Raw genomic sequence first — 16,768 nt, 5'->3', positions numbered from 1 at the left:
GAAAAGCCATGAGCATCACTCAATTCAAAGACACCTTGAACGCCCATCTGCCGGACTCATCGCCCGTGGCGGTGCCGCTGGGGGAACCCATCGCCGTGGCCTCGACCCTGAGTGTCGAGCGCAGCGACGGTGTCGAAACCGGCATCTGGGAATGCACCCCGGGCCGATGGCGTCGCCAGATCACCTCCCAGGAGTTTTGCCACTTCATCCAGGGCCGCTGCACTTTCACCCCGGACACCGGGGAAACCGTTCATATAGAAGCCGGCGACGCACTGATGTTGCCGGCCAACAGCACGGGCGTCTGGGATATCCAGGAAACCGTGCGCAAGACCTATGTACTGATTTTGTAACGCTTTGATCCTTGATCGCCTGCCATAACAACAGCCCTAAAACCGCCAGGAATCGAACCATGAAAGCCATTGCCCTGTTGCCCTTGATGTTGTTGGCCTCTATCAGCCAGGCCGCCGAGACAGTGAAGATCTACAACTGGTCGGACTATATTGCGCCGGACACCACCAAGCACTTCCAGCAAGAAACCGGCATCGGTTTCACTTACGACGTATACGACAGCAATGAAACCCTCGACGGCAAGTTGATGACCGGTAAATCCGGCTATGACGTGGTGTTTCCGTCCAACCATTTCATGGCGCGGCAGATCCAGGGCGGCGCCTTGAAGAAGCTCGACAAGAGCCAGTTGCCCAACTGGAAAAACCTTAACCCGGTGTTGCTCAAAGCCCTGGAAAACAACGACCCGGGCAACGCCCATGGCTTCCCGTACCTGTGGGGCAGCACCGGCATCGGCTACAACATCGACAAGGTCAAGGCCGTATTGGGCGACAATGCACCGGTCGATTCCTGGGACCTGATCTTCAAGCCCGAGAACATGGCCAAGTTGCAGAAATGCGGCGTGGCGATTCTCGACGACGGCCCGGAACTGCTCCCGGCCGCACTCAACTACCTGGGCTTGCCGCACCACAGCAAGAAGCCCGAGGACTACAAGAAGGCTGAAGCACTGCTGATGAAAGTGCGGCCCTTTGTGGCGTACTTCCATTCCTCGAAATACACCGCGGACCTGGCCAACGGCGATATCTGCGTGGCGGTAGGCTTCTCGGGCGACATCCTGCAGGCCGAAAGCCGTGCCAGGGAAGCCAAAAACGGCGTGAACATCGGCTACAACATTCCCAAGGAAGGCGCCGCGATCTGGTTCGACATGGTCGCCATGCCCGCCGACGCGCCGAACGAACAGGCCGGCTATGCCTTCATGAACTACCTGCTGCGCCCGGAGGTCATGGCCAGCATCACCAACTACGTGCACTACGCCAATGGCAACGCCGCGGCGGACAGCCTGGTAGACCCGGCGATCAAGGCGGACACCAAGGTGTACCCAAGCCCGGAAATGATGGGCAAGCTGTTTGCCCTGGAGGCGATGCCATTGAATGTCGACCGGGTGCGTACGCGGGTGTGGAATACCATTCGCACCGGCCGCTAATAGCCATGCAAAATCGGCTGTGGCAAGTGGGATTTGCGGTGTGGCGGCTGGCACAATCCCGGCAGCGATGGCGCCCAATTGTGGGAGCTGTCGAGCCCCAGCGAGGCTGCGAAGGCGGCGGTACTGCTGGCATTTGCTCCGCCTGACCCACCGCTATCGCAGCCTCGCTAAAGCTCGGGAGCTCCCACAGGGAGACTCGCTGTGCCAGGTGGATTGGTTGCACCTGTGAGCGCAATTCCGGCAACAACAGAGATCAACCTGTGGGAGCTGTCGAGCCCCGGCGAGGCTGCGAAGGCGTCGGTAATGCTGGCATTTGCTCTGACTGACACTCCGCTATCGCAGCCTCGCTAAAGCTCGGGAGCTCCCACAGGGGGATCGGGTGTTTCAGGTGGAGTTGGGTTGTACCTGCGAGCACAATCCCGGCGACGACAGAGATCAACTGTGGGAGCTGTCGAGCCCCAGCGAGGCTGCGAAGGCGGCGGTACTGCTGGCATTGCTCCTACTGACCCACCGCTATCGCAGCCTCGCTAAAGCTCGGGAGCTCCCACAGCTGAAGCAGGATGGGATCAGGGGTTCTCCAGATCGTGCCCCAACGACTGGATAAACAACGAAAACAGCTCCGGCTGTGACGAAATATCCAGCTTGGCGTACAAGTGCCGACGGTGCACTTTCACCGTATCCGGGGAGATGTTCAGCCGCTCAGCCATGGCCTTGGACGAAAACCCGCGCAGCACCAGGCGGGCAACTTCCAGTTCGCGCTCGGAAAGGACGCCGCAGCCGAATTGACTCAACGCATCCCTGATCTGAGAGTCCATCGCCGGCGCGCGCCGGGTGCTCTGCTGCCAGTGCTGCTGCATCAACGGCAATACCCAGGCAGCTACGGTCGTCATCAGCCCGGTCTCATCGAGGCTGAAGCGCCGCTGCATGCCCAACGACAGCGATAACGTCCCCGCGCCAGGCAGTTGCAGGATGAATTGCACCTCGTCTTCCAGCACGTTGTCGTGGAAGTAATTGAGGAAGTACTCACTCTGGCGAAAATGATCCGGCGCCACTTCCTCCAGGCGGTACACACCGCTGGCGTAACCCTCGCGACACGCCTGGAAAAACGGGTCGAGCAAATACAGGCCATTGAGGTACACCAGCATCGACGCCGGTTTGCTGCTGGGCTGGGCGTCGTATTCTTCCAGGGCCAGGGGCGGGCCCTCCTGGGGATAGAAGATCGCCAGGGCATTATCGAAGGGCAGGCATTGGTGCAGCAACAACACCAACTGTTTCCAGAAGCGCTCGGTGCCGATGTGCGCGACGGTACGCCCCAGGCCCGCGTGCATGCCGATTTCCCGAAACAGGCTCATATAAACGGCTCCCGCCAGCGAAATAGTGCCCAAGGGTTGGTTTTTTGCCCGGCATCGTCAAGGGGAGTACGCCAATAGGGGAATTGGCTGACGTGAATCCCTTGTCTATCTTCGCCATCATTCAACGGGAAACATATCCCGTGACTATCAGACTTTTCGTTTCTGCCTCATACCAAGAACAACGACAGAGGATAACGATATGAGCACTTCCCCCACGCCCGACGGCGTGCTGAAACCCACCCTGAGCGTCTTCGATGTGGTCGCCATTACCGTGTCGGCGGTGACGCCGGCCAGTTCCGTGTTCGTGATCGCGCCCTTTGCCATCCAGCAGGCCGGCAGCGGCGTGTTCCTGGCGTTTGTAATGGCTGGCTTGCTCGCGCTGATGTTCGCCTTTTGCTATGCCGAACTGGGCCGCGCCCATAACAGCGCCGGTGGTGAGTATGTATACGCCAAGCGCGTGTTCGGTGGCATGGCGGGCTATGCGACGTTCTTGACCGTGCTGGTGATGTTGCTGTTCATTCCGCCGGTGCTCGCTACCGGCGCGGCCAAATACCTGAACAACGCCCTCGGCACAGGGTTCGACTCACAGACCGTCGCGCTGGTGATTGTGGTGGGCAGTTACGCCCTGGGCATCCTCAATATCAAACTCAATGCCTGGATCACCGGCACTTGCCTGCTGCTGGAAGTCGCTGCGCTGCTGGTGATCGTGGTGATCGGCTTCGGCAACCCGGTGCAGCCGGCCAGCGTACTGTTCCAACCGCAGATAGTGGAAAACGGCGTGCTGCACCTGGCGCCCTGGGCCCTGGTGATCGGCGCGGTGGGCATTGGCCTGTTTTCCTATAACGGCTACGGCCCTGCGGTGTTGCTGGCCGAGGACATGAAATGCGGCGGCAGGGGCGTGCACAAGGCGGTGCTGTGGTCCCTGGGGCTGGTGGTGATCATCGAGCTGGTGCCGATCACCGCGCTGCTGATCGGCGCGCCGTCCCTGAGCGAGATGATCAGTAGCCCGGACCCCATCGGCTATCTGTTGAGCAGCCATGGCAGTGAAACCCTGTCGCGGCTGGTCAGCGCAGGGATCTTCCTGTCGGTGTTCAATGCCATCGTCGCCATCGTGATCCAGATCGGCCGCGTCGTGTTCAGCAGCGGGCGCGATGCGCTGTGGACGCCGGGCATCAACAAACTGTTCACGCGCATCCACCCGCGTTGGGATTCGCCCTGGTTGGCGACGTTGTTCCTGGCGATTCCTTCGGCGCTGCTGAGTTTCAGCTCCAACCTGGCCGAACTGACGTCGTTCAGCGTGTTGCTGATCATGCTGGTGTACCTGGTGGTGGCGCTGAGCGCGTTGATGAGCCGTGTGCTGCTGCGCGAACGCGAGCATCCGTATCGCATGCCGCTGTGGCCGCTGCCGGCATTGCTTGCGGTGCTCGGCGCGGGCTATCTATTGGTCACCCTGGTGGCGGCAGCCTCGACCCGCGACATCATGATCATCATCGGTTTGCTGGCGCTGTCGGTGATTCTGTATTGCATCAGTGGCCGGTTGAGTCCGGTCTTCCAGAAACTGTAAGGAGGGGCTATGCGCGCACGTCAATTGGGCATCACGTTGGGGCTGGGCACGCCCGGCGAGTGGAACGCCATCACCGATGTGCCTGGGGTACGGGTCGGTCACAGCACGCTCAAGACGCGTATCGATGGCAAACACGTGCGTACCGGCGTCAGTGTGATCCAGCCGCGCGGCGGGGAGGCACGGCAGCAGCCGTGTTTCGCCGGTTACCACGTGCTCAACGGCAATGGCGATGCCACGGGCCTGGAGTGGATCAGCGAAGCCGGATTATTGACCACACCACTGGCCATCACCAACACCCACAGCATCGGCATCGTGCGCGACAGCCTGATCGCTCTGGAGCGCGAGCGCCTGGCGGACCCGGCGGTGTATTGGTGCATGCCGGTGGTGATGGAAACCTATGACGGCCTGCTCAACGACATCTGGGGCCAGCACGTGGGGCCCGAACATGTGCGCGAAGCCGTCGACAACGCCGAAACCGGCCCGGTGCAGGAAGGCTCAGTGGGCGGCGGCACCGGAATGATCTGCCATGAGTTCAAGGGAGGCATCGGTACGGCATCGCGCAGATTGCCGGCGGAGCAGGGTGGCTGGACCGTCGGCGTGCTGGTGCAGGCCAACCATGGCAAGCGCGAAGAATTGCGGGTGGATGGCTACCCGGTGGGCCGCCGGCTCACGGGCATCCCTTCGCCGTTTGCCGAGCGCGGCACGCCGGGGATGGGGTCGATCGTGGTGGTCCTCGCCACGGATGCGCCGCTGTTGCCGCACCAATGCCAGCGCCTGGCACAACGTGCGTCCATTGGCATCGCCCGTACCGGCGGCGGCACGGAGGACTCCAGCGGCGACCTGTTCCTGGCGTTCGCCACCGGCAACCAGGACCTGCCCCCCGCCGACTATGGGCGCAAAGGCCTGCCGTTGAGCAGCGCGTTGCAGATGGTCAACAACGACCATATCTCGCCTCTGTTCAGCGCCGCGGCCGAGGCGGTGGAGGAGGCGATCATCAACGCGCTCCTGGCGGGAGAGGACATGAGCACCGATGACGGCGTGCAAGTCTCCGGCCTGACCGGCGATACGCTGGTGCATGCATTGCATGACACGGGCTGGCGGATGTGGCGGTAGTGCAGAAAACGTTGAGGGCTTAGTTGAAATAGTGGCTGTTTAATGTTGCCAATGCCACTGTGGCAATATATTGGATCCATTTATCAAGTGTGCCGCTCAAGTTGAGCGGATTTAGCGCTATTTAATATTTAAATAAGAGGCGCTTGTTTTTTGTCGGACAAAATCCCAAGACGCCAATAAATACGGTGTAAAGCCTGCGCTAGTTGCCCGATCACGACGTAGTCACCGTGGAAATAGAAGTAGACGAACGATTTAAACTTGTGTCAGTTTCATGACGCCTTCAAAAGAGGCGAGTGATAGGACGATCTCGCCCGCGGGGTTCCTATCGATCAAAAACTGATGCACATGCACACAAGGAAGTACGTTTATGTCAAAAGTAAAAGACAAGGCTATCGTGTCGGCGGCGCAAGCCAGCACCGCTTACTCGCAAATCGATAGCTTCAGCCATCAGTATGACCGGGGCGGCAACCTCACGGTCAATGGCAAACCCTCCTACACCGTTGACCAGGCAGCCACCCAGCTGCTGCGCGACGGCGCCGCGTACCGCGACTTTGACGGCAACGGCAAGATCGACCTGACCTACACCTTCCTCACCTCGGCCTCCTCGAGCACCTTGAACAAGCATGGTATCTCGGGCTTCAGCCAGTTCAACGCGCAGCAGAAAGCCCAGGCCGTACTGGCCATGCAATCCTGGGCGGACGTGGCCAAGGTCACCTTCACCGAGAAAGCCACCGGCGGCGACGGCCACATGACCTTCGGCAACTACAGCAGCGGCCAGGATGGCGCGGCGGCCTTCGCCTACCTGCCCGGCACCGGCGCAGGCTACGACGGTACCTCGTGGTACCTGACCAACAACAGCTACACGCCGAACAAGACCCCGGACCTGAACAATTATGGCCGGCAGACCCTGACCCACGAAATCGGCCACACCCTGGGCCTGGCTCACCCCGGCGACTACAACGCCGGCGAAGGCGCCCCAAGCTACAACGACGCGACCTATGGACAGGACACGCGCGGCTACAGCCTCATGAGCTACTGGAGCGAGAGCAACACCAACCAGAACTTCAGCAAAGGCGGGGTCGAAGCCTATGCCTCCGGCCCATTGATCGACGACATTGCCGCGATCCAGAAGCTCTACGGCGCCAACTACACCACCCGAGCGGGCGATACCACCTACGGTTTCAACTCCAACACCGGGCGTGATTTCCTCAGCGCCAGCTCCAATGCCGACAAACTGGTGTTCTCGGTATGGGACGGTGGTGGCAACGACACCCTGGACTTCTCCGGCTTCACTCAAAACCAGAAGATCAACCTCAATGAAACCGCGTTCTCCGACGTGGGCGGCCTGGTGGGCAACGTGTCCATCGCCAAGGGCGTCACGGTCGAGAACGCGTTCGGTGGCGCGGGCAACGACCTGATCATCGGTAACAACGCAGCCAACCTGATCAAGGGCGGGGCCGGCAACGACCTGCTCTACGGTGGCGGTGGCGCCGACCAACTGTGGGGTGGCGCGGGCAGCGACACCTTTGTGTTCGGGGCCAGTTCCGATTCCAGGCCAGGGGCGGCGGACAAGATCTTTGACTTCACCTCAGGTTCCGACAAGATCGACCTCAGCGGCATCACCAAAGGCGCCGGCCTGACCTTTGTCAATGCGTTTACCGGGCATGCCGGCGACGCGGTGCTGAGTTACGCGGCAGGCACCAACCTGGGTACCCTGGCGGTAGACTTCTCCGGGCAAGGGGTGGCGGATTTCCTCGTCACCACCGTCGGCCAGGCAGCGGTCAGCGACATCGTCGCGTGAGGCAAGGGCGCGGCGTTTCGACGCCGCGCCTACGATGGAGCATGAAGATGCAGCGTTTTTTCAAAGTGTTCACCTGCGCGTTGCAGGTGATGTTCGTGTCGGCAGGAGCCCACGCAATGGCGAGCAGTCTTGTATTACCCACCACGGCCCAATTGGCCGGGCATTGGCAGTTGCACCAGCAGGATCAGATGTGCGCCCTTGATCTGCTTGAGCCGGCCAACGCCTTGGGCGGCGACGTGGCCTGTGCCGAGCAATGGCTGGGAGAAAAACCGCTTTCCTGGTCGCCCACACCGGACGGCATCTGGCTGTTCAATGCACAAGGCAGTGGCATCACGCACTTGAACCGCCAGAAGAACGGTGACTACCAGGCGCGCACCCCATCCGGTGCTGTCGTTGAATTAAAACGGATGCCTTAGTTGCCGTTATAAGCGTATTACTCAACTTTATTAGTTGCCGGCCTTTATCAAGGGCTCGGGCAGCATATGCGTGCATTTCGGTTCAAGGAAGATCAAACATATGGCCAAGCCCACTGCCGCTGTGCCTTTATTCAAGGCCTTGGGTGAATACAAGCGTCTATTGATCAGTGTTGGCTGCTTCACCGCCCTGATTAACCTGCTGATGCTGGTGCCGTCGATTTACATGCTGCAAGTCTACGACCGCGTGCTGTCCTCCCAGAACGAAACCACCCTGGTGATGTTGACGCTGATGGTCGTGGGCTTCTTTGCCTTTATTGGCACGCTGGAAGTGATCCGCAGTTTTATCGTGATCCGTATTGGCAGCCAGTTGGAACGGCGTTTCAACTTGCGTGTGTACAAGGCCGCGTTCGAGCGCAACCTGCAACGCGGCCAGGGGCATGCCGGGCAATCCCTAGGCGACCTGACCCATATCCGCCAATTCATCACCGGGCCTGCGCTGTTCGCGTTTTTTGATGCGCCGTGGTTTCCGATCTACCTGTTTGTGATTTTCCTCTTCAACGTCTGGCTTGGAGTGCTGGCCACCGCCGGCGCGGTGTTGCTGATCGGCCTGGCGTGCCTGAACGAATACCTGACCAGGAAACCCTTGGGCGAGGCCAGCGGTTTTTCCCAGCAATCGACCCAGTTGGCCACCAGCCATTTGCACAACGCCGAAACCATCCAGGCCATGGGCATGCTCGGCGCCTTGCGCCAACGCTGGTTTGCCGTGCATGCGCAGTTCCTCGGCTTGCAGAACACCGCCAGCGATACCGGCTCGGTGATCACCTCTCTGAGCAAGTCCTTGCGCCTGTGTTTGCAGTCCCTGGTGCTGGGCCTGGGCGCGCTGTTGGTGATCAAGGGCGATATGACGGCCGGGATGATGATCGCGGGCTCGATCCTGATGGGCCGCGTGCTGAGCCCCATCGACCAGTTGATTGCGGTATGGAAGCAATGGAGTTCGGCCAAGCTGGCCTACCAGCGGCTGGATGACTTACTGCGCGAGTTCCCGCCGGAAGTCGAGCAGATGAAATTGCCGGCACCCAAGGGCCAGATCAGCTTCGAACAGGTCAGCGCCGGCCCGCCCGGGCGACGCATGCCCACCCTGCATCAGGTCAGCTTCAACCTCGGCGCCGGCGAAGTGTTGGGCGTGCTTGGCGCCTCGGGCTCCGGCAAATCCACCCTGGCCCGTGTGCTGGTGGGCGTGTGGCCGACCCTGGCCGGAACCGTGCGCCTGGATGGCGCGGACATCCATCGTTGGGACCGCGACGACCTGGGCCCGCATATCGGTTACTTGCCCCAGGACATTGAACTGTTCAGCGGCAGCATCGCCGACAACATCGCCCGCTTTCGCGAGGCCGACCCCGAGCGGGTGGTGCAGGCTGCGCAGCAAGCCGGCGTGCATGAATTGATCCTGCGCCTGCCCCAAGGCTACGACACGGTACTCGGCGACAGCGGCGGCGGCCTGTCCGGCGGCCAGAAACAACGCGTAGCCCTGGCCCGTGCGCTGTATGGCGGGCCACGCTTGATTGTGCTGGATGAACCCAACTCCAACCTCGACACCGTGGGCGAAGCCGCCTTGGCCAGCGCCATCGTACAGATGAAGGCCCAAGGCAGCAGCGTGGTGCTGGTGACCCATCGGTCGTCGGCATTGGCCCAGGCGGACAAATTGCTGGTGCTCAACGAAGGCCGTTTGCAGGCGTTCGGGCCGAGCCAGGAGGTACTGCGGGCCTTGTCCGGCCAGCCGGAAACACCGAAGGATAAGCCCGGTGTGAGTTTCAGCCGTCAGTACCAAGCCGGAAGGAATCCAGGCGCATGAGCAGCATCACTTTCGAACCACCCTTCAAAGAGCGCGACGCCCGGTTCTTCGCGCGCATGGGCTGGCTGCTGACCGTTGTCGGCGCTGGCGGGTTTTTCCTCTGGGCCAGCCTCGCGCCGCTCGATCAAGGCATCCCAGTGCAAGGCACTGTGGTGGTGTCGGGTAAGCGCAAGGCTGTGCAAACCCTCAGCCCCGGCGTGGTCAGCCGGATCTTGGTGCGTGAAGGCGAGGCCGTGAAACAAGGCCAGCCGCTGTTTCGCCTTGACCAGACCCAGAACCAGGCCGACGTGCACTCGCTGCAAGCCCAGTACCGCATGGCCTGGGCCAGCGTGGCACGCTGGCAGAGCGAGCGTGACAACCAGACCAGCGTTACCTTCCCGGCCGAGCTGAGCGCCAACCCCGATCCGGCCCTGGCGCTGGTACTCGAAGGCCAGCGCCAACTGTTCAGCAGCCGCCGCGAAGCCTTTGCCCGCGAGCAGGCGGGTATCCGCGCGAATATCGACGGCGCCACGGCGCAGCTCAACGGCATGCGCCGCGCCCGCAGCGACCTGACCGCCCAGGCGCAATCCCTGCGCGACCAATTGAGCAACCTGCAACCGCTGGCCGACAACGGCTACATCCCACGCAACCGCCTGATGGAGTACCAGCGCCAATTGTCCCAGGTGCAACAGGACCTGGCGCAGAACACCGGCGAAAGCGGCCGGGTGGAGCAGGGCATCCTCGAATCGCGCCTCAAATTGCAACAGCACAGCGAGGAATATCAGAAGGAAGTGCGCAGCCAGTTGGCCGACGCGCAACTGCGCAGCCTGACCCTGGAACAACAACTGACCTCCGCCGGGTTCGACCTGCAACACAGCGAAATCAACGCGCCGGCCGATGGCATTGCGGTCAACCTCGGCGTACACACCGAGGGCGCCGTGGTGCGTGCGGGCGAAACCCTGCTGGAGATCGTGCCCCAGGACACCCGGTTGGAAGTCGAAGGGCACCTGCCGGTGCATCTGGTGGACAAGGTCGGCACACACCTGCCGGTCGACATCCTCTTCACCGCCTTCAACCAGAGCCGCACCCCGCGGGTACCGGGCGAGGTCAGCCTGGTCTCCGCCGACCAGATGCTCGACGAGAAAACCGGCGCGCCGTACTACGTGCTGCGCACCACGGTCAGTGACGCCGACCTGGAGAAACTCCACGGCCTGGTGATCAGGCCCGGCATGCCCGCCGAGATATTCGTGCGCACCGGCGAACGCTCGCTGCTTAATTACCTGTTCAAGCCGCTGCTCGATCGCGCCGGCTCCGCGCTGACCGAGCAATGAGCATGAAGCCAGTGTTCTTCGCCTTGCTATTGACTTGCGCCAGCGCCCAAGCCGCCATGGGCCCGTTCGACGTGTACGAGCAAGCCCTGCGCAACGACCCGGTGTTCCTGGGTGCCATCAAGGAACGCGACGCCGGCCTGGAAAACCGCACCATCGGCCGCGCCGGCCTGCTGCCCAAGCTTTCCTACAACTACAACAAGGGTCGCAACAACTCCGAGGCGCACTTGCCGGACGGGCGCGGCGGTAGCTATCGCGACGACCGCAACTACAACAGCTACGGCTCCACCTTCAGTCTGCAACAGCCGTTGTTCGACTACGAAGCCTATGCCAACTACCGCAAAGGCGTGGCCCAGGCGCTGTTTGCCGATGAGAGCTTTCGCGACAAGAGCCAGGCGCTGCTGGTGCGGGTGCTGACCTATTACACCCAGGCGCTGTTCGCCCAGGACCAGATCGACATCGCCCGCGCCAAGAAGAAGGCCTTTGAGCAGCAATTCCAGCAGAACCGGCATTTGTTCCAGCAGGGCGAGGGCACCCGTACCGATATTCTCGAAGCCGAGTCGCGCTATGAGCTGGCCACCGCCGAAGAGATCGAGGCGCTGGACGAACAGGACGCGTCATTGAGGGAGCTGGGCGCCTTGATCGGCGTGCAGAGCGTCAACATCCACGACCTGGCGCCGCTGAACCAGGGGTTCGCTGCGTTCACCTTGAGCCCGGCCAACTACGACACGTGGCACGAATTGGCGATCAGCAATAACCCCACGCTCGCCTCCCAGCGCCAGGCCTTGGAAGTGGCGCGCTATGAAGTGGAGCGCAACCGCGCCGGGCATCTGCCCAAGGTCACGGCCTACGCCAGTTCGCGCCAGCAGGAATCCGACAGCGGCAACACCTACAACCAGCGCTATGACACCAACACTATTGGCGTGGAGGTCAGCGTGCCGTTGTATGCCGGTGGCGGTGTCTCGGCATCCACGCGCCAGGCCAGCCGCGCCATGGAGCAGGCCGAGTACGAACTGGAGGGCAAGACCCGCGAGACCCTGATCGAGCTGCGTCGCCAGTTCAGTGCCTGTCTGTCCGGCGTGAGCAAGTTGCGCGCTTACCAGAAAGCCTTGGCCTCAGCCGAAGCGCTGGTGGTGTCGACCCGGCAAAGCATCCTGGGCGGCGAGCGGGTCAACCTGGATGCGCTGAATGCCGAACAACAGCTGTACAGCACCCGTCGCGACCTGGCCCAGGCCCGTTACGACTACCTGATGGCCTGGACCAAGTTGCATTACTACGCGGGAAATCTGCGCGATACCGACTTGGCCAAGGTAGACGAAGCGTTCGGACCGCGTTTGTAGTGAGCGGGCTTGTCCCGCGCTGGGCTGCGAAGCAGCCCCAACCCAGGCGATACGGTTTTATCTGTAACTGGGCGGTGACTGTATTAGGGCCGCTTCGCGCCCCAGCGCGGGGCAAGCCCGCTCACTACAGGGATGGATATGCTTAGTCTTCCTTGCGGACGGTGGCCACATCATCGGCCTTGACGCGGATGCGTTTGCCGGCGATGTCGGTGAATTCATAGAAACCGTCGACGGTTTTGGTTTTTGGCGAGTCCTTGGTCAAATACTGTGTGCCGTTTTGCAGCGTCACTACGGTTTGCGTCGCGCAACCGGCCAATAGCAGAACAGTGAGTGCAACCAGTGGCAGCCCCAGATTCTTCATGTTCATAACCCTTACCTTAACCTTGGAAAGTCCCACGCCAGAGGCCGCGGGGGAACAAATGTTACGCCATTGATTCCTCCATCTGATCACTTTTATGCAAAAAGTTGCAGGCGCCATTTATCTATTACCGATTGCAACCTGGCATGCGCAACGGCACTCTGTATGCATAACCAGTATTTGATTGCTGCACGCCATGGCCAACCCCCTCGACGACCCGCTCTATTACCTGCATAACTTCCGCCAGGTCCTGCATTGGCTGGGGCAACGCTATGCGGATCTGCTTGACCCGCAAGAAGCGCATTTCATTCAGCAATTTGACAGGTTGCCCCAAGCCTCACAGGCACTGCTGGTGCGAATGGTGATGCGCAAGGGTGCGCATTTTCGTGCAAGTAAACTCACCTACCAGGAGATCGGCTGCCCCCACGCCGCCGCCGTACCGTTGCAGGCACTGGGTTGGGTTGACGCCCAGTGCCTGCTGAATTTTGAAGCGCTGTTCGCCTTGCTGCAAAAAAGCGAGATTCTCGGCGCGTTCAAGCCCTGGATCGAGCAGCCCAAGGGCAAGAAAGCCGATTGGCTGGAAGGCCTGTCGACGCAATTCACCGACAGTCGCAGCTTTGCCGGTTGGTGCCCCGACCTTGCTGATGCCTTGTACAGCCTCACGGTGATGGAGCTGTGCGATCGCCTGCGCCTGATGTTCTTCGGCAATTTGCACCAGGATTGGTCGGAGTTCGTGCTGGCCGACCTTGGCATCCACACCTACGAAAAAGTCGAGTTCTGTGCACAATCCCGTGGCCTGCGCAGCCGCGAGGACGTGCATGGTTTTCTGTTCCTGCATCAGTGCCAGCAGGCCTTTGAAACCGGTGAAGCGCTGGAGGACGTCCTGGCCCGGATCGCCACCCTGAGTACCGATAACCCCTGGCTGGAAAACCGCCGGGCCAAGCTGTTGTTCCAGGTGGGTCAGTATTGCGAGCGCACCGCCGAATTGGCGTTGGCGCAACGGATTTATCGCAACTGCGCCTACCCAGGCGCCCGCTCGCGACTGATCCGCGTGCTCGAACGCCAGGAGGATTACGCCCAGGCCATGGCCTTGGTGTACACCGCGCAACAGGCGCCGGAAAGCGCCGCCGAGCAGCAGCACCTGCAGCGCGTATTGCCTCGCCTGCGCCGCAAGTTGGGCGAGCCGGCCGTGCCCCGGGCCAAGCCACGCCCCGTTACGCGCCTGGACCTGGACCTGGCGCTGCCCGAGCCGCTGATGTCGGTGGAGTACTGCGTGCAGGCTCACCTCAGCGAACCCGATGCGCCGGTGCACTACGTGGAAAACGGCCTGATCAATTCGCTGTTCGGCCTGCTGTGCTGGGACGCGATCTTTGCGCCGTTGCCGGGGGCATTTTTCCACCCGTTCCAGCGGGGGCCGGTGGACCTGCACAGCGAAGACTTCCACCTGCGTCGCGCGCCGCTGTTCGCCGCGTGTTTCGAGCAACTGCAGGACGAGCGCTACAAAGCCACCATCCGCCGGCGCTACGACGAAAAGTGGGGGATCCAGTCGCCCTTCGTGTTCTGGAGCCTGCTCAATCAAGAACTGCTCGACCAGGCATTGACCTGCCTGCCCGCCGAACATCTGCGCTATTGGTTCGAGCGGCTGCTGCTGGATATCCGCGCCAACCGCGCCGGTATGCCTGACCTGATCCAGTTCTGGCCGGCGCAGAAGACCTACCGCATGATCGAGGTCAAGGGCCCCGGTGACCGCCTGCAAGACAACCAACTGCGCTGGCTGGAGTTCTGCGGCGAATACCAGATGCCCGTAACGGTCTGCTATGTGCGCTGGGCGCAGTCCCTTTGAGCTACAGCGTTGCAGTGCGTGCATTGTGCGAGTTCACGGCCAAGGTCGGCGACCTGGACCTGCGCTTTACCCCGTCCCCCAGCGCGCAGGAGGGCATTGTCGGCCACCGCACTGTCGCCTCGCGGCGCAGCGCGCATTACCAGAGTGAGGTCGCGCTTGAAGGCGAATACCAGCAACTCAAGGTTCGGGGCAGGGCGGACGGTTACGACCCCGACGCCAATCGCCTTGAAGAAGTAAAAACCTATCGCGGCGATCTCGATGCCCAGCCGGCCAACCATCGACAACTGCATTGGGCCCAGGTCAAAGTGTACGGCTGGCTGATGTGCCGCAAACTCGGCCTGCTGGAGATCGACCTGGCGCTGGTGTACTTCGATATCGTCGGTGAAGGCGAGACGCTGCTGAACCAACGCTTTCCAGCCGCGCAGCTCGAGTCGTTCTTCAACCAGCAATGCGCGCTGTTCCTGGGCTGGGCCCGGCAGGAAATGCAGCACCGCGAAGCGCGCAACAATAGCGCGCAAACCCTGGCGTTTCCCCATGCCGGTTTCCGTCCCGGCCAGCGCTCGCTCGCCGAATCGGTGTACAAGGCCGTCAGCACCGGGCGCTGCTTGATGGCCCAGGCGCCAACCGGGATCGGCAAGACCATCGGCACGATTTTTCCGCTGCTCAAGGCCCTCGCGCCCCAGCAACTGGACAAGCTGTTCTTCCTGACCGCCAAGACGCCCGGTCGCAAACTTGCCCTGGACGCCGCGCAGGTGCTGTATACCGCCAGCCCCGGCTTGCAACTGCGCGTGCTGGAGCTGGTGGCGCGGGACAAAGCCTGCGAGCACCCGGACAAAGCCTGCCACGGCGATGCCTGCCCCTTGGCCAAGGGTTTCTACGACCGGTTGCCCGCCGCGCGCGTCGCCGCGTCCAAGGTGCGCCTGCTCGACCAGCGCAACCTGCGCGATGTGGCCCTGGCCCATGACGTGTGCCCTTACTACCTGAGCCAGGAAATGGCGCGCTGGGCCGACCTGGTGATCGCCGACTACAACTACTACTTCGATTTTGGCGCCATGCTGTTCGGCCTGGCCCAGCTCAACCAGTGGCGTGTTGCAGTGCTGGTGGACGAGGCGCATAACCTGGTCGAACGCGCCCGTTCGATGTACAGCGCCAGCCTCGACCAGTACAGCCTCAAGACCCTGCGCGACACCGCACCCGACCCCCTGAAGAAACCCTTGCAGCGCCTCAACCGCGAGTGGAACGCGCTGCACAAGGACCAGCTCGCGCCATACCAGGCCTATGCCGCGCGGCCTGAAAAACTATTGCAGGCCCTGAGCCTGTGCGCCAGCGCCATGGGCGAGTATTTCAATGACCATCCCGAAACCCTGAGTGGTGACCTGCAGGCGTTCTATTTCGAGGTACTGCAATTCGCCAAGGTCGCCGAACTGTTCAACGAACACTTTATTTTCGATATCAGCAAGCGTCAGCTCATGGGCAAACGCAGCAGCTCGACCCTGTGCCTGCGCAATGTGGTGCCCGCCGAATTCATCCGCCCACGGCTGGCCGCCGCCCGCAGCAGCACGCTGTTTTCGGCGACCCTAAGCCCTCGGCACTATTACGCCGACTTGCTCGGGCTGCCGGCGGATACGGCTTGGATCGACGTGGAGTCGCCGTTCAAGGCCGAGCAGTTGCAGGTGCGCATCGTCGACGCAATCTCCACGCGCTTCGTCCATCGGCACGCCTCGCTGGAGCCGATCGTCGAGTTGATCGCTCGCCAGTACGCCCGACAGCCCGGCAACTACCTGGCGTTTTTCTCAAGTTTTGATTACCTGCAGCAAGTGGCCCGGCTGTTGGCCGAGAAACACCCGCAGATCGCGTTGTGGCAACAGTCACGCGGCATGGCCGAGGCCGAGCGCCAAGCCTTTCTCGATCAATTCACCGAGCACAGCCAGGGCATCGGTTTTGCCGTGCTGGGCGGCGCGTTCGGTGAAGGCATCGATTTGCCGGGCGCCCGTTTGATCGGGGCCTTTATTGCGACGTTGGGCTTGCCGCAACTGAACCCGGTCAACGAGCAGATGAAACTGCGCATGGGCGCGATCTTCGGCGCCGGCTACGACTACACCTATCTGTATCCCGGGCTGCAGAAAGTGGTGCAGGCGGCGGGCAGGGTGATCCGCAGCCAGCAGGACCGCGGCGTGGTGATGTTGATCGATGATCGGTTCGGCGAGGCGCGGGTGCGCCAATTGCTGCCACGTTGGTGGGACGTTTGAACTTCGACGCGCAATAACGGCGCTGCACCGCCGAATCGCGCACGAAAACGGTAATATTTACTTATCAAATGTGTGCAGCGCCTA

13 protein-coding genes are annotated in these 16,768 nt (G+C 61.7%); 11 read left to right on the top strand and 2 right to left on the bottom strand.

What is annotated here, in order from left to right; genetic code table 11:
• Positions 1–8 precede the first annotated feature (8 nt).
• Positions 9–350 (top strand): cupin domain-containing protein, encoded by a 342-nt coding sequence (locus BLL36_RS28070; protein ID WP_076954852.1) that lies wholly within the window; start codon positions 9–11, stop codon positions 348–350.
• A 59-nt stretch (positions 351–409) separates the two neighbouring features.
• Positions 410–1,489 (top strand): polyamine ABC transporter substrate-binding protein, encoded by a 1,080-nt coding sequence (locus BLL36_RS28065; RefSeq protein ID WP_076954851.1) that lies wholly within the window; start codon positions 410–412, stop codon positions 1,487–1,489.
• A gap of 566 nt (positions 1,490–2,055) precedes the next feature.
• On the opposite strand, the gene BLL36_RS28060 is transcribed toward BLL36_RS28065, so the two are convergent.
• Positions 2,056–2,841: a helix-turn-helix transcriptional regulator gene (locus BLL36_RS28060; RefSeq protein ID WP_076954850.1), complete on the bottom strand. Its 786-nt coding sequence runs from the start codon at positions 2,839–2,841 to the stop codon at positions 2,056–2,058.
• 199 nt (positions 2,842–3,040) lie between these two features.
• Between BLL36_RS28060 and BLL36_RS28055 the strand changes: the two genes are divergently transcribed.
• From BLL36_RS28055 to BLL36_RS28025, 7 genes are all read left to right on the top strand, one after another.
• Positions 3,041–4,405, top strand: coding sequence for an APC family permease (locus BLL36_RS28055; protein WP_076954849.1), 1,365 nt, complete (start codon positions 3,041–3,043; stop codon positions 4,403–4,405).
• A gap of 9 nt (positions 4,406–4,414) precedes the next feature.
• Entirely contained in the window at positions 4,415–5,518 is a 1,104-nt protein-coding gene (locus BLL36_RS28050) for a DmpA family aminopeptidase (RefSeq protein ID WP_076954848.1), read from the top strand.
• A 367-nt stretch (positions 5,519–5,885) separates the two neighbouring features.
• On the top strand, positions 5,886–7,319 hold the full coding sequence (locus BLL36_RS28045) for a serralysin family metalloprotease (RefSeq protein WP_076954847.1): 1,434 nt from the start codon (positions 5,886–5,888) through the stop codon (positions 7,317–7,319).
• Between the two features lie 41 nt (positions 7,320–7,360).
• A complete protein-coding gene (locus BLL36_RS28040; RefSeq protein ID WP_090219989.1) occupies positions 7,361–7,735 on the top strand; it encodes a protease inhibitor Inh/omp19 family protein in 375 nt (124 codons plus the stop codon).
• Between the two features lie 100 nt (positions 7,736–7,835).
• Positions 7,836–9,587 carry a type I secretion system permease/ATPase gene (locus BLL36_RS28035; RefSeq protein ID WP_076954845.1) on the top strand — a complete coding sequence of 584 codons (1,752 nt, stop codon included), beginning with the start codon at positions 7,836–7,838 and terminating at the stop codon, positions 9,585–9,587.
• Entirely contained in the window at positions 9,584–10,897 is a 1,314-nt protein-coding gene (locus BLL36_RS28030) for an HlyD family type I secretion periplasmic adaptor subunit (protein ID WP_076954844.1), read from the top strand. The genes BLL36_RS28035 and BLL36_RS28030 overlap by 4 nt, the downstream gene beginning before the upstream one ends.
• Before the next feature lie 2 nt (positions 10,898–10,899).
• A complete protein-coding gene (locus tag BLL36_RS28025; protein WP_076954843.1) occupies positions 10,900–12,234 on the top strand; it encodes a TolC family outer membrane protein in 1,335 nt (444 codons plus the stop codon).
• Between the two features lie 142 nt (positions 12,235–12,376).
• On the opposite strand, the gene BLL36_RS28020 is transcribed toward BLL36_RS28025, so the two are convergent.
• Entirely contained in the window at positions 12,377–12,601 is a 225-nt protein-coding gene (locus BLL36_RS28020; RefSeq protein ID WP_076954842.1) for a YgdI/YgdR family lipoprotein, read from the bottom strand.
• Positions 12,602–12,788: 187 nt separating this feature from the next.
• Between BLL36_RS28020 and BLL36_RS28015 the strand changes: the two genes are divergently transcribed.
• Both BLL36_RS28015 and BLL36_RS28010 read left to right on the top strand, forming a co-directional pair.
• The gene (locus BLL36_RS28015; protein ID WP_076954841.1) at positions 12,789–14,435 is read left to right on the top strand and encodes a VRR-NUC domain-containing protein; all 1,647 of its coding nucleotides are present in this window, start codon (positions 12,789–12,791) and stop codon (positions 14,433–14,435) included.
• The gene (locus BLL36_RS28010) at positions 14,432–16,684 is read left to right on the top strand and encodes an ATP-dependent DNA helicase (protein WP_076954840.1); all 2,253 of its coding nucleotides are present in this window, start codon (positions 14,432–14,434) and stop codon (positions 16,682–16,684) included. The genes BLL36_RS28015 and BLL36_RS28010 overlap by 4 nt, the downstream gene beginning before the upstream one ends.
• Positions 16,685–16,768: the final 84 nt, after the last annotated feature.

Source organism: Pseudomonas cedrina subsp. cedrina (assembly GCF_001983175.1).
In the GTDB taxonomy this organism is placed as follows: Bacteria; Pseudomonadota; Gammaproteobacteria; order Pseudomonadales; family Pseudomonadaceae; genus Aquipseudomonas; species Aquipseudomonas cedrina.
This window is presented reverse-complemented; position numbering and strand designations above follow the sequence as displayed.

What these genes read in the sequence shown, in the direction of transcription:
- BLL36_RS28070 (WP_076954852.1), top strand. Translation starts at nt 9, where the DNA reads ATGAGCATCACTCAATTCAAAGACACCTTGAACGCCCATCTGCCGGAC.
- BLL36_RS28065 (WP_076954851.1), top strand. Translation starts at nt 410, where the DNA reads ATGAAAGCCATTGCCCTGTTGCCCTTGATGTTGTTGGCCTCTATCAGC.
- BLL36_RS28060 (WP_076954850.1), bottom strand. Translation starts at nt 2,841, where the DNA reads ATGAGCCTGTTTCGGGAAATCGGCATGCACGCGGGCCTGGGGCGTACC.
- BLL36_RS28055 (WP_076954849.1), top strand. Translation starts at nt 3,041, where the DNA reads ATGAGCACTTCCCCCACGCCCGACGGCGTGCTGAAACCCACCCTGAGC.
- BLL36_RS28050 (WP_076954848.1), top strand. Translation starts at nt 4,415, where the DNA reads ATGCGCGCACGTCAATTGGGCATCACGTTGGGGCTGGGCACGCCCGGC.
- BLL36_RS28045 (WP_076954847.1), top strand. Translation starts at nt 5,886, where the DNA reads ATGTCAAAAGTAAAAGACAAGGCTATCGTGTCGGCGGCGCAAGCCAGC.
- BLL36_RS28040 (WP_090219989.1), top strand. Translation starts at nt 7,361, where the DNA reads ATGAAGATGCAGCGTTTTTTCAAAGTGTTCACCTGCGCGTTGCAGGTG.
- BLL36_RS28035 (WP_076954845.1), top strand. Translation starts at nt 7,836, where the DNA reads ATGGCCAAGCCCACTGCCGCTGTGCCTTTATTCAAGGCCTTGGGTGAA.
- BLL36_RS28030 (WP_076954844.1), top strand. Translation starts at nt 9,584, where the DNA reads ATGAGCAGCATCACTTTCGAACCACCCTTCAAAGAGCGCGACGCCCGG.
- BLL36_RS28025 (WP_076954843.1), top strand. Translation starts at nt 10,900, where the DNA reads ATGAAGCCAGTGTTCTTCGCCTTGCTATTGACTTGCGCCAGCGCCCAA.
- BLL36_RS28020 (WP_076954842.1), bottom strand. Translation starts at nt 12,601, where the DNA reads ATGAACATGAAGAATCTGGGGCTGCCACTGGTTGCACTCACTGTTCTG.
- BLL36_RS28015 (WP_076954841.1), top strand. Translation starts at nt 12,789, where the DNA reads ATGGCCAACCCCCTCGACGACCCGCTCTATTACCTGCATAACTTCCGC.